The sequence below is a fragment of the Bacteroidota bacterium genome, assembly GCA_037133915.1.
GTDB lineage: Bacteria > Bacteroidota > Bacteroidia > Bacteroidales > CAIWKO01 > JBAXND01.
This window is the reverse complement of record JBAXND010000001.1, coordinates 185,636-199,002: the sequence shown is the minus strand read 5'-3', so window position 1 is coordinate 199,002 and position 13,367 is coordinate 185,636. Positions and strand designations below refer to the sequence as shown.

At 42.4% G+C, this 13,367-nt stretch carries 11 protein-coding genes; 8 read left to right on the top strand and 3 right to left on the bottom strand.

Annotated features, from left to right (window positions below):
- Positions 1–17: 17 nt before the first annotated feature.
- Entirely contained in the window at positions 18–1,127 is a 1,110-nt protein-coding gene (locus WCM76_00750) for a CapA family protein (GenBank protein ID MEI6764134.1), read from the bottom strand.
- A gap of 82 nt (positions 1,128–1,209) precedes the next feature.
- On the opposite strand from WCM76_00750, the gene WCM76_00745 reads away from it, so the two are divergent.
- From WCM76_00745 to WCM76_00720, 6 genes are all read left to right on the top strand, one after another.
- On the top strand, positions 1,210–2,634 hold the full coding sequence (locus WCM76_00745) for a tetratricopeptide repeat protein (GenBank protein ID MEI6764133.1): 1,425 nt from the start codon (positions 1,210–1,212) through the stop codon (positions 2,632–2,634).
- A 95-nt stretch (positions 2,635–2,729) separates the two neighbouring features.
- A complete protein-coding gene (gene recG, locus WCM76_00740; GenBank protein ID MEI6764132.1) occupies positions 2,730–4,856 on the top strand; it encodes an ATP-dependent DNA helicase RecG in 2,127 nt (708 codons plus the stop codon).
- 89 nt (positions 4,857–4,945) lie between these two features.
- Positions 4,946–7,408: a phenylalanine--tRNA ligase subunit beta gene (gene pheT / locus WCM76_00735; protein MEI6764131.1), complete on the top strand. Its 2,463-nt coding sequence runs from the start codon at positions 4,946–4,948 to the stop codon at positions 7,406–7,408.
- Between the two features lie 13 nt (positions 7,409–7,421).
- The gene (locus tag WCM76_00730; protein ID MEI6764130.1) at positions 7,422–8,195 is read left to right on the top strand and encodes a radical SAM protein; all 774 of its coding nucleotides are present in this window, start codon (positions 7,422–7,424) and stop codon (positions 8,193–8,195) included.
- A gap of 73 nt (positions 8,196–8,268) precedes the next feature.
- A complete protein-coding gene (locus tag WCM76_00725; protein MEI6764129.1) occupies positions 8,269–8,520 on the top strand; it encodes a 4a-hydroxytetrahydrobiopterin dehydratase in 252 nt (83 codons plus the stop codon).
- Positions 8,520–8,930 (top strand): hypothetical protein, encoded by a 411-nt coding sequence (locus WCM76_00720; protein MEI6764128.1) that lies wholly within the window; start codon positions 8,520–8,522, stop codon positions 8,928–8,930. The genes WCM76_00725 and WCM76_00720 overlap by 1 nt, the downstream gene beginning before the upstream one ends.
- 2 nt (positions 8,931–8,932) lie before the next feature.
- On the opposite strand, the gene WCM76_00715 is transcribed toward WCM76_00720, so the two are convergent.
- Positions 8,933–9,742: a hypothetical protein gene (locus WCM76_00715; protein ID MEI6764127.1), complete on the bottom strand. Its 810-nt coding sequence runs from the start codon at positions 9,740–9,742 to the stop codon at positions 8,933–8,935.
- Positions 9,743–9,784: 42 nt separating this feature from the next.
- A complete protein-coding gene (locus WCM76_00710; GenBank protein ID MEI6764126.1) occupies positions 9,785–11,566 on the bottom strand; it encodes a M20/M25/M40 family metallo-hydrolase in 1,782 nt (593 codons plus the stop codon).
- 176 nt (positions 11,567–11,742) lie between these two features.
- On the opposite strand from WCM76_00710, the gene WCM76_00705 reads away from it, so the two are divergent.
- Together WCM76_00705 and trpS are read left to right on the top strand one after the other, a co-directional pair.
- On the top strand, positions 11,743–12,255 hold the full coding sequence (locus WCM76_00705) for a thioredoxin family protein (GenBank protein ID MEI6764125.1): 513 nt from the start codon (positions 11,743–11,745) through the stop codon (positions 12,253–12,255).
- A gap of 81 nt (positions 12,256–12,336) precedes the next feature.
- Positions 12,337–13,332, top strand: coding sequence for a tryptophan--tRNA ligase (gene trpS / locus WCM76_00700; protein ID MEI6764124.1), 996 nt, complete (start codon positions 12,337–12,339; stop codon positions 13,330–13,332).
- Positions 13,333–13,367: the final 35 nt, after the last annotated feature.

The following is a 13,367-nucleotide window of genomic DNA, read 5'->3' as shown; positions in this document are numbered from 1 at the left end:
GCCGGGCTGCGACGGTTCTACTTTTTTGGAACACTGATATCGCCTTCGTCGCTGATGCTGATGTTTACTTCCGGGAAATCGGTCTTTGTAAGATTCTGAATAATCTTTGTTACGCGTTTTTGACCATCAATGGCCGGCGGCTGGTATTTATCCTGAAATGTCGGATAAATTTTGCCTTTCAGAAATTTGCCATCCTTATCAACCCACAGTTTAATAATGGGCGCCAGTCCGCAAACTCCCGCTACGCTGACTTTGCTGTACGTACAGAAATTTCCCATGCTGTATGCGATAAAACGACCGTTGTAGACTTCAATACCCCGGGTAACATGAGGCCCGTGACCGAAAATAACATCCGCTCCGGCATCAATCATTTTGTGTGCAAAAGCATAAACATTTCCACGGTTATATCCCATAAACATTTCGTCCTGACGCGTCACATGTTGATGGTCGGCTCCTTCGGCACCACTGTGAAATGATACGATGACCACATCACACACCGAATCGAGATGTTTCACGATTGCCTGTGCTTCTGCAAACTTCCGCATATCGCAATTACCGCTTTCAGGCGAGAAAGCGCAAAAACCATATTTCAGACTGTCTTTTTCATAGATAGTGAAAGGTTTGGAAAGAAATCCGGCATAATGCAATCCGGCATCATCAAGTGTTTTAGCAGTATTCTGCCTTCCGGCAAGACCAAAGTCACCACAATGATTATTGGCAGTACTAATCAGGTCGAAACCTGCATCAACAAGGCAATTAACAAATTTCGGCGGCATCCCGAAGGTGTAGCAAATACTTTGATTTTTGCATGATTTACGTCCAACGGGTGAATCTGTGAAAACGCCTTCCAGATTGCAAAAAGCAACATCAGCTGTTCTGAAGATTTCGCCTGTAGGAGCCAACTCGCCTGAACAATCTTCATTTTTAGGCAGAAATTCTCGTGAAGGAATGATTGTTCCAAGCATAATATCGCCAGCGCCCACAATGATTATTGTGTCCACAGCCGTTCGAATACTATCTCCATTGACAGGAGTTGATACGCTCATTTTTTTGTCATGCCCGGCGTAACTGTAGCTTCCACAAAAAAAGGCAACAACAATAATAAACAGCTTGAGAATTGTTTTCATTCGTTCAGATTTACCTTGCAAAATTAAATTATTATCATGGTTTTCCGCATTTTATCTATTTTTGAAAAAAAAAGCTATGTCATTGAACAGAAAACGAGCCGTACGGCTTCTGGTTTTGTGTCTTACATTTCCCGTATTCCAGCAAGTATATGCACAGTCGCGAGTTGACAGCTTGCTGGCGTTGCTTAGATTCGCGCCGGCATATGCACAGGCAGGATTATTCAACGAGCTTTGCACCGAAACCAGAGGTCAATACCCTGAGACAGCTATGAAATATGCTACCGCGGCAAAAGCATCTGCAATAAAAAACGGAGACAAAAAAAACCTGGCGCTTGCACATAAAAACATTGGAATTCTTTTATACTTCAAAGGAGATTTTCAGCAGGCTTCCCAAGAATATTATGAAGCTCTTGCCCTGTTCCGCGAAGTCAAAGATATGAAAGGTGTTTCTGCCTGCACGAATAATCTTGGCATTATTTGCAAGGAACAAAGCAATTACCCTGCAGCCTTGAGTTTCTATATGCAAAGCCTTAAAACGGATGAACAATTGGGTGATGAAGACGGCATGGCTTCAGGGCTTTCAAATATTGGCGAGGTGTATCAGCTGATGGGTGCATACAGTAAAGCGATCGACTTTTACCATCAAGCTCTGTTGCTCGAAAAGAAGAATAACGATAATGAAGGCATTGCGGAGTGCTATGGAAATATTGGCGCAGCATGTCAGGAAAACGGAAATTTCACGGATGCTTTAGTGTACGGAATGAAAGCACTTCAATTGTTTTCACAATCGGGCAATCTGCAAAAAAAAGGGCTTTGTTATAACAATCTGGGCTGGCTGTTTTTCTCTGCAGGTGATAATCTGAAAGCCATGAATTATTATAATAAAGCAATGGTAATTCGCGTGCAAACGAGTGATAAATCGGGCATGGCAATTACATTAAGTAACATTGGAAAGGTTTACGAAGCGCTGGAAGAATGGGATACTGCCATGGATTATTATTTTCGGTCTGTAAGAATCGACCTTGAAATTGGAAATAAAAAAAAGGTGGCTGCATCACTCGCTGATCAAGGGCTGATTTGGTTGAAGCGTGATGATTTTGCAAGAGCAACTGATTTCTTTCTGAACAGCCTTGAAATGGCACTTGATGTGTCGGCCCGTCCTGAAATATTATCTGACTACAGATACCTCACTAAATGTCTGGGAAAACAGAAAGATTATGAGAAAGCATGGGAATATTCGCAATTGTTTTTTGCGTTGAATGATTCGGTACAAGCCGAAAGTGCTGGCATGTTCCGCAAGCAGTATTCATATAATGAATCGGAACAACCAACAATGGATACAAAACAAACAGTAATCGCGGCAACCTCAACAGGTCCCTGCGATTTAACAAATCGCATGTTTATTATTGGTTTATTCGAGTTATTTATTATCATGATTCTGTCAACGATTCTAATGCGTGAAAGAACGTTGAGAAGACGTCGCAGTAAATCACTTCCTCAAAAATAACAAGTGCATGACTGGCTGCAACAATATTATTGCAGCACCGGTGTTTCTTTTTAATAAATTTGCTGAGGGCTAATTACAATCACAATCCCGAAAGAATGTTTACAACGATGGACCGCCAGCATGGATTTCTTGATACGCCAATCGAATACCTCAAGGGTGTTGGCCCTAAAAGAGCCGATATGCTTAAGAAAGAATTGAACATTTATGTGTTTGATGACTTGCTTACCTTCTATCCGTTCCGTTATGTTGACCGTACTAAATTTCAGAAAATAAAGGATATCCGGGATGAGCTGAATTATGTCCAGATAAAAGGCCATATAACAAACCTTACAACTGTTGGAGTGAACCGTTCAGCAAGGCTTGTAGCGACCTTTACGGATGAAACGGGGAGTATTGAACTTATCTGGTTCAATGGATTTAAATGGCTCAAAGATTCAGTTAAAATCGGTGTTCATTATATTATTTTTGGGAAGCCTTCTCTGTTCAATAATAAATTCAATATTTCTCATCCTGAAATTGAGACCGTCGAAAGTGCAGATGCATCGCCCGTTACAGTGAATCTGCAGCCCTTTTACAGTTCATCCGAAAAATTACGCGCCGGAGGATTAGACAGCCGTGGCATCGGGAAACTCACAAAAACACTGGTAGCACAAGCTGCCGGACAGCTGCCGGAAACGCTGCGTCATGATATTATTGAAAACGCCCGTTTGATGAGCCGTGAAGCCGCACTTTCAACTATTCATTTTCCACAGGACCAGAATAGTCTTCTGAAAGCTCAGGCACGCCTCAAATTTGAAGAGCTGTTTTATATCCAGATTAAACTTTTGAAACAAAAAGTTTACCGTGTTCAAAAAATCAAAGGCGTAAGCTTTGGTACTATTGGCAAACATTTCAACGATTTTTTTCATAACAATCTACCTTTTGAACTTACCGGAGCGCAAAAAAGAGTCCTCCGTGAAATCCGTCAGGATGCTGCAACGGGCAAGCAAATGAACCGTCTGTTACAAGGCGATGTGGGCAGTGGTAAAACGCTGGTAGCTCTTATGACAATGCTGATGGCACTCGACAACGGCTATCAGTCGTGCCTCATGGCGCCTACCGAAATACTTGCACAACAGCATTTCAAGACACTCACACGTTTTCTTGAAGGCCTGGACATAAGAGTTGAAATTCTTACCGGTTCTACAAAAGCTGCAAAAAGACGGGTTATTCACGAAGGATTGCAGGACGGAAGTATTTCGATTATAGTGGGAACACACGCATTGGTTGAAGACACCGTTCAGTTTAAAAATCTCGGACTCGCCGTAATTGACGAGCAACACCGTTTCGGAGTAGCACAGCGTGCACGCATGTGGCAAAAAAATGAAATCACGCCACATATCCTGGTGATGACCGCCACTCCTATTCCCCGAACGCTCGCCATGACACTTTACGGCGATCTGGATATTTCGGTAATTGATGAATTGCCCCCGGGCCGGGTTCCGATAAAAACGCTGCACTACTGGGATTCGGCGAGACTTCGCGTATTTGGTTTTATGAAAGAACAGATTAAGAAAGGTCGTCAAATCTATATTGTTTATCCTCTGATTAATGAATCGGAAACACTTGATCTGAAACACTTGATGGACGGCTATGAGAGCATCAGTCGTAGTTTCCCGCTGCCTGAATACGCTATCAGCATTGTACACGGACAAATGAAGTCGGCAGAAAAAGATTACGAAATGCAGCGCTTTATTAAAGGTGAAACCAATATTATGGTGGCAACCACTGTAATTGAGGTGGGCGTTGATATTCCGAATGCGTCAGTGATGATTATTGAAAATGCGGAACGTTTCGGGTTATCTCAGCTTCATCAGCTCAGAGGCCGCGTTGGCAGAGGTGCTGAGCAATCATATTGTATATTAATGACCGGAAATAAAGTGAGCTCCGATGGTAAAAAACGCATCGAAACAATGGTACAAACCACCAACGGCTTTGAAATTGCTGAAGCCGACCTTCATTTGCGCGGACCGGGCGATTTACAGGGCCTGCAACAAAGCGGAATCCTTGACCTCAAGATTGCAGATATTGTACAAGACGAAAAAATTCTGAAATATGCCCGTGGTCTTGCTATGGAAATCATTAATACAGATCCAACGCTCGAAAAGCCCGAAAACGCTGTTATTCTGAACCAGCTTAACACAACCTACCGAGAAAAAGGCAACTGGGGTATGATAGGCTGATATTGCCCGTAATCATACACTTTGAACCTTCCTGTTTGAGTTAATTTGAGTACTTTTGCATCTGTAATTAATATTAATGCTTTTACAGAATGAAAATCTCATACAATTGGCTTAAACAGTACGTTAATACTATACTTGAGCCACAAACAATGTCTGAATTGCTTACCGATTGCGGACTAGAAGTCGAAGGTCTTGAAAAATTCGAATCTGTAAAGGGCGGCCTTGCAGGAATTGTTATTGGTCAGGTAATTGCCTGCGAAAAACACCCGAATGCAGATAAGCTAAGCCTTACAAAAGTGAATATAGGCAGCGGCGAACCACTTGCCATAGTTTGCGGTGCTCCCAATGTAGCTATGGGACAAAAAGTACTTGTCGCTACTATCGGAACTATCATTTATTCCGAAAAAGGCGATTTCGAGATAAAAAAATCAAAAATACGCGGTGAAGTTTCAGAAGGTATGATATGCGCTGAAGATGAACTGGGATTAGGCACTTCGCATGCCGGCATCATGGTATTGCCTGATGACGCGCCTTTGGGAACTCCTGCAAAAGAATATCTGAACATAGAAGAAGATTTCGTTTTTGAAATCGGGCTGACGCCTAACCGTCCGGATGCCGCATCGCACATAGGTGTTGCGCGGGACGTGGTGGCCGTTCTTAATTGCAGAGATGAAACTGCATCCGAAAAATACAAATTGAATTTCCCCTCTGTTGATGATTTCAAACAGGATGATAATTCACTTCCGATACATGTTATTGTTGAAGATGCCGCAGCTTGTCCACGATATTCGGGCATTACAGTAAGCGGGATTACCGTTGCAGAAAGTCCGGCATGGCTGAAAAATAAACTTACTGCCATCGGATTGCGCCCCATTAATAACATTGTAGATATTACAAACTACGTGCTTTTTGAAACAGGACAGCCATTGCATGCATTTGATGCGGACAAAATTACAGGACAAAAAGTGATTGTGAAAAAATTGAATGAAGGCCAGGCTTTTGTTACACTCGACGGTGTAGAACGCAAGCTCTCAGCCTCCGACCTGATGATTTGCAACGAGAGTGAAGGCATGTGCATGGCAGGCGTTTTCGGTGGGGAACAATCGGGAGTGACCGAAGCTACTAAAAATATTTTTCTTGAAAGCGCATGGTTCGAAGCAACAACCATTCGCAAAACATCCAAACGTCACAATCTAAAAACAGACGCATCGTTCCGCTTTGAGCGGGGCACTGATCCGGAAATGACTGTTTACGCACTAAAGCGGGCCGCAATGCTGTTCAAAGAAATTGCAGGCGGCAAAATTTCTTCGGCAATAGTTGATGAATATCCAAAACCCGTAAATCGTAAAAAAGTTGAATTCTCAATCAGTCGCTTTTCAGAACTGGCAGGCATTTCCATTCCGAAAGAAAAGATTATCAGCATACTCAAATCTCTCGATTTCATCATTGAAAATGACGGAGGCGATGTGCTTTTACTCGCAGTTCCTACCAATAAAGTGGACGTTACACGACAGGCTGATGTAACGGAAGAAGTGCTTCGTATTTACAGCTACAACAATATTGAAATTGGCGCATCTATTAAATCTTCGTTGAGCTACAATCCCAAACCGGATCCTGAAAAAGTTCAGGACAGCATTGCTGAATACCTCACGGCGAACGGGTTTTATGAGATACTCACCAACTCGCTTACGCGTGCCGAATATTACGAAGCAAACGCAGCGGCTTTTGTGCCCGAGCATTGTGTGAAGATTTACAATCCACTCAGCAAAGACCTGAGTGTAATGCGGCAAACGCTTTTGTTCAGCGGGCTTGAGGCAATTGCCTACAATCAGAACCGCAAGCAAACCGACTTGAAATTCTATGAATTCGGCAAGGTGTATTTTTATAATGCAGCACATAACAACGAAACGCTGTCGCCCTACTCGGAAAAGAAACAACTCGTTCTTTTTGCTGTTGGCCAGAAACTTCCTGAAAGCTGGGATACCACAAAATCAAAGACAGACGTCCATTTCCTGAAAGGCTTGTCAGACATCATTATCAAAAGGCTTGGCTTTGTCGGAGCACAATACACAACCGGGACGAGTACGTACATTTTTTCTGAATTTGTACGTACAACTTTGAATGAAATGGCTGTTTGCGAAACAGGTGCATTAAGCCCTGCCCTGCTGAAGCAATTCGACATCAAAAATGAGGTGTATTACGCATGTATTGAATGGGATTCTTTATTGTCTAAAATGGCAGGCATCAGCATAACAGCTGCTGATATTCCGAAATTCCCGGAGGTACGTCGCGACCTTGCGTTGTTAGTTGACAAAGCTGTCCGGTATTCCGATATTGAACAACTGGCTTACAAAACAGAGAAGAAGCTTTTGCGTAAGGTGAACATTTTTGATATTTACGAAGGCGACAAACTGGATGCCAACAAAAAATCATACGCACTGAGTTTCATTTTACAGGATACCGAAAAAACCCTTACAGATGATGTAATTGACGGGGTAATGAAAAAACTTCAAACCGCTTTCATGAACGACCTGAAAGCACAACTACGCTAACAGAAGCATAATCATGGCAGGCATTTTATTTGACCAAATCGTTTTCGGACCGGTGCGAAGCAGACGTCTCGGCGTTTCTCTCGGAATGAATCTGCTGCCGACGAACGGTAAGCTGTGTTCCTTTAACTGCATTTACTGCGAATGCGGCTGGACCGATTACGCCCATCCGGTTTCAGACAAACTTCACTCACGTAAAGATATCCGTGAATCACTGGAACAGCGGCTCATTGCGCTTGCGGGAGAAAACATGCTCCCGGATGCCATCACATTTGCCGGCAATGGCGAACCTACGCTACACCCCGACTTTACAGGAATTGTAGATGATACAGTTGCTTTGCGCGATAAATATTCACCCTTGGCACAGGTGGCCGTGCTTTCAAATTCCAGCACCCTCGATCGTCCCGGAATTATTGCAGCTCTGATGAAAACAAATAACATGATGAAGCTGGATGCCGGTTCTGACGGGATGTTCCGCACTATCAACAATCCCAAGAGCAACATCAACCTTGCAACTATTGTAGAAAATCTGAAAAAATTCAATGGGCAGCTCACCATACAAAGTATGTTCTTCAAAGGTGAATATAACGGCAAACCCATTGACAACACTACCGATGAAGAACTTATACCGTGGCTCGGATATTTAAAAGAAATCAATCCGCGCTCGGTGATGATATATTCACTCGACCGCAGACCCCCGGCTCAGAAACTTGAAAAGCTAAGCGCTGAAGAACTTGAAGCGATTGCCGTTCGCATTCGTGCCATCGGACTTAACGCTAAAATCTATTGATGCGCAAAACACTAAGTTGAGATAAAATCAGTTTAACAATACTATTCTCGAATTGTTCAACGTTGTTTTCAATATGTGGAAAGAAGAGCTAAAGCAGTTAAAAAAATCTTTTGAATTCAGCGCTTTTGTGGATGCTTTTACGTTCATGACCAAAGCAGCCATGCTGGCACCACAGATGAAGCATAAATCGTTTTACTATGGTAATGTTCATCTTGTAACCATTATACTGCCATCGCTCAATGAAGATGAAGGCATCGGGCAAACCGAAATTGAAATCGCCTCAGAAATCGATTCTATGTATTCACGCATGAATAAACTACGGTAATGCTGAATTATGATCCCAAAATTCTGCTCGCTTTTGGCGAGGCCGTAAACGGCAATAAGAAAATACATAAATGGCTTCTTGAAAACGGATACGCCGAACTGGCTGCATTATCAAGCGCAATCAATCGCGATATCGAAGCGTTGAACTGGCTTCTGAAAAGCAGTTGGCCCGAACTCGGGGTTCTCAGCAATGCCATCGACGGCGAAGAAGATGCCTACAAATGGTTCATGAAGAACAAAATGCCTTTCTATGTAGTGTTTGCCGACGCTTGTCGCAGTAAAGAAAAGGCCGTGAAATGGCTGATTGACAAAAAAATGGACATTTTTGTTCGGCTGGCCAAAATAATAAATCATTCGCTGGAGCAGCAAAGACGAGACTTTCACGACCCTCACAAGCTTTTCAGAGGTTAAGTTTATCCCTGCGTTACAGCACCCGTTGAATAATTCAGCGTTGAACCAAACATGCTGTGAGGGATTGAAAAAACCAATAATGTTATGAATGAAGCAAAAATAATCCAGCCCGGACGCTGCTTTTTATAATTAGCGATGGCCGCGATAATCCATGCAACAAAAGCAATCAGTGTTTTATTATCAGTAAGATCCCATCCAAATGGCACTCCGGTCCAGAATTCGCCGAAAGCAAATTTCTGTACAATCGGTCCAAATATCATTCCGCCGACGAGCATCATTCCAAGCGTAATAAAAGTGTAGAGCCTTGCATTCTTATGTTTGAAGGCGCCCATCAGTCCTGCGACATTTGAAAGCAGCATAGCAAAGAAAATCAAAAAGATGTGAGGAATCAGCACATAGGCCGGAACATCGCCTTTGAAGCGGATTACGACCGCTTCCTGCATTAATTGTTTGGTCCCGGATGCATCATTCAGCGTTATAAAATATTCCAGCTTGCCCGCAGCAGCCTGTGCCGGAAGTGCCGCTACTATTATATTTCCTTCCTTTTTCATTTGAAGCGTATCCCATTTGTCTGTTGTCGGAAAGCGTCGGTACATCAATTGCCCACTCACAGAAGCATCGTCAATAGGCAGTTCCACGCGGCAATCGCTGCTCACATTATTACTTCTCGGAAGTTTGAATTTGTATTCTTTCCCATTAAGACTTACCGTAATCTTTTTAGGATAAGTGGGTCCGGTAGTACGCTGATATACCGCTGCAACCAACGTTATCACAACAGCAAGTATCCAGCAAATGACAGCTTTTTTTCTCATACTAACATTTAATTTAGTGTAGTCAAGCAGGCAAAAATATTTTTACAACTGTATTATCAGTATCTCTTTTTTTCCGTCACGTATTATATCAACAGATGTGCGTTGTCCCGGTGTCAGGTTTTTCAGGCGTTCCATATAATCATAAATATTGGTAACGGTTTTACCGTCTATGGCAGTAATTACATCTCCTTTTTTCATCCCTCCGTGATCAGCAGGTCCATCTTTGGTAACTCCTCCCACGCCTAGTCCTTTATTCTCTTCAGAAGTAAAATCAGGCATGATACCCAATGTAACTTTGAGCCCGGCACGTGTACTTGTTTTTACTTTCGGACCTGCTTCTTTAAACGCCATCGGATACTTGCCGCTGCCGGCATCAAGTAAAAGGTCATACGCCAAAGCAGCAATCATGTCAACACCATTATTATCAATTTTGTCGGCATCATCTTCAGGAGTATGATAATCGCCATGCACACCTGTAGTGAAATACAAAACGGGGATGTTATCAGAATAAAAAGCCGCATGATCAGACGGACCGTAACCTTCAGGATGCAACGTAATTTTCATTTTTGTGCTGTCGTTATGACTGCGAATCAATGTTTCTGCTTCTTTGAAAGTACCGTTACCACTTACTGAAATCGTTTTGGTTTTTGGATTCAGGCGTCCAACCATATCAAAATTCATCATCAGTTTTATCTTACTTTTATCAACCGGCGGCTTGGCAAGAAATGCCGTTGAGCCAAGCATACCAAGTTCTTCGCCTGAAAATGCTACAAATATCACACTGTAATCGGGACGCTTTTTTGTTTTGAAAAAACGGTTCGCAATATCAATAATACAAGCCACACCGGAAGCATTATCGTCGGCTCCGTTGTGAACGGCATTTGTATCCGGCTTGCGCGAACCCGACCCATGACCGCCCATTCCAAGGTGATCATAATGAGCACCCACAACAATGTAATTATCCTTCAATGACGGATTGCTGCCGGACAGCTCGCCTATTACATTATTTGTAGAAACCCGTGTAAGTAAAAGGTCTGACTGAGCATGTACAACCGTCGGAATAGCAATTCCGGTAATAGCATTTTCTGATGAAGCGTCTTTTTCAAGCTTTGCGATTGTTTTTGAAACAGAACTCAATATACTGTCGGCAATTTTGCGTTTGATATTAAACACCGGAATGCCTCCACCTGCCTTACTTTTATCGTAAAACAATGAAACCAGTTCATCGTTTTTATCCATAGCCGGACCGGTAACAAACAAAACTCCCGCCGCCCCTTTGTCTTTTGCAACAACCACTTTACCCCTGTCGGAAGCGTAATTGGAATAGATATCATTTTTCTTTCCTGACTCAGGATAACCGCGAAGCAGCATGACCCATTTTCCTTTTACATCAATACCTGCATAATCGTTGCGTACCAAGCTGTCGGTTTTAAAATCAAAACCATAACCTGCAAAAACCACAGATGCATCCAATGCTTTATTTTCAGAAAAAGAATACGGGATAAAATCTTCTTTCATTTTCAGAACCCTGCTGTTAAAGCTGAATTCATTTGAATTACCGGGAGTAACATCGGTAACAACTTCAAATGATTGAAATCCATCGCCGTTTATCAGTGTGAGCCCGGCATTCTGAAATTGAGTGCTTATATACTTTGCAGCAGTAAGCATTTCAGGAGTTCCGGGTTTTCTCCCCTTTAGTGAATCGGAAGCAAGAAAACCTATATCCTTTTTTACACCCTCGATATATTTTTCCTGCGCAAAACCTGTAATTGAAATAAAACCGGAAAGTAACAAAACCAGTACCGAAAAGCGAAATTTTCTCATAACAGAAAGGCATTTATTATACAGCAAACTTAGCGAAAATTGCCATACCTCAGCATATGACATGCGTCAGAACAGTTTGGAGATTGATGTTCGGTATTTGAAGCTCTATTCTTTAACTTTCAATTATCAGTGTTTTAAACATTATTTCACTATTTTTGAGTCCATAAAACCAGCATATGAAAAGACATTACACTTTAGTTGCAGTGCTTTTATTGACGGCACTTTCATCATTTGCTCAAGGAACGCTTACGCGCTCAATGGATCAGAAAAGCGGCAAAGAGATTCTTATTGGCCCTTGTTACCGCGAAACCCTGCTAACTGTTGATTTTGCTGCAGATTATAACAGCGAATATGGTTCCTACATTGTGGACACGGCAATTATCAATAAGTTAAAAGGTAAGGCGGAAGGCTTTGTATGCACAACTGTTTTAGGCACATGGTGCGGCGACAGCAAAGAACAAGTGCCCCGCTTTCTGAAAATAGCTGATAAGCTGGTCCCGGGATTTGCAGGCATAAAATTTATTTGCGTTGACCGCGATAAAAAAGCCGGAGACCTTGACATCAGCGGCCTTAAAGTTGAAAAAGTTCCAACATTCATTTTCACCAAAGACGGGGTTGAAGTCGGTCGTATCATTGAAACACCCACTGAAACACTTGAAAAAGACTTGGTGAATATTATAGGAAAATAATCCGAAAACTATTTTACAATATTTCATAGTGTGAAAGTGATTGTCCCTTGCACATTATAAGAGTTTTTCTACCTTTGCTCAATGGAAACAGTTGTTAGCGGTATAAGGCCTACGGGCAACCTTCATTTAGGAAATTATTTCGGTGCGTTACGAAATTTTGTGAGAATGCAGAGCGAACAAAACTGCTATTTTTTTATTGCAGATTATCACTCACTCACCACGCATCCCAAGCCCGCCGACCTTCACGGTAATGTTCGCAACGTATTGGTTGAATATCTGGCGGCCGGACTCGATCCGGAAAAGTGCACGCTGTATGTGCAGAGTGATGTGCCTGAAACAGTCGAGCTCTACCTTTTCCTTAACATGAACGCCTACCTTGGCGAACTCATGCGCGTTTCTTCATTCAAGGAAAAAGCAAGGACGCAGCCGAATAACATCAATGCCGGACTTCTCACGTATCCCACACTGATGGCTGCTGATGTAATCCTTCATCGTGCAACTAAAGTACCCGTTGGCAAAGACCAGGAACAACATCTGGAAATGATGCGGACGTTTGCCAATCGCTTTAACAGGATTTATAACGTTGATTTATTTCCTGAGCCATTTGCGTACAATTTTGGTCAGGATCTTGTAAAAATACCGGGGCTCGACGGAAGCACAAAAATGAGCAAATCAGACAATGAAGCCAGTGCCATTTTCCTTGCCGACGCTCCTGACGTTATCCGTAAAAAGGTTATGAAAGCGGTTTCAGACAGCGGTCCGACAGAACCCGGTCAACCAAAATCACAATCAGTAGAAAACCTGTTTCAACTGATGAAAGTGCTTTCGAAGCCAGAAACAACTGAATTTTTTGAAGAACAATATAATAATTGCTCCATCCGCTACGGCGATATGAAAAAACAGTTGGCAGAAGACGTAATTTTATTTACAACACCTTTACGGGAAGAAATTCTTCGCCTTACTTCTGATAATTCATATCTCCACAAAGTTGCCCGCATGGGTGCGGAAAAAGCGAGAATAAGTGCATCTGAAACAGTTAAACAGGTTAGAGAAATTATTGGATTTAAAGAAATTTAAAATCTGGCAATAATTGATAAAAATCAGGTATTTTT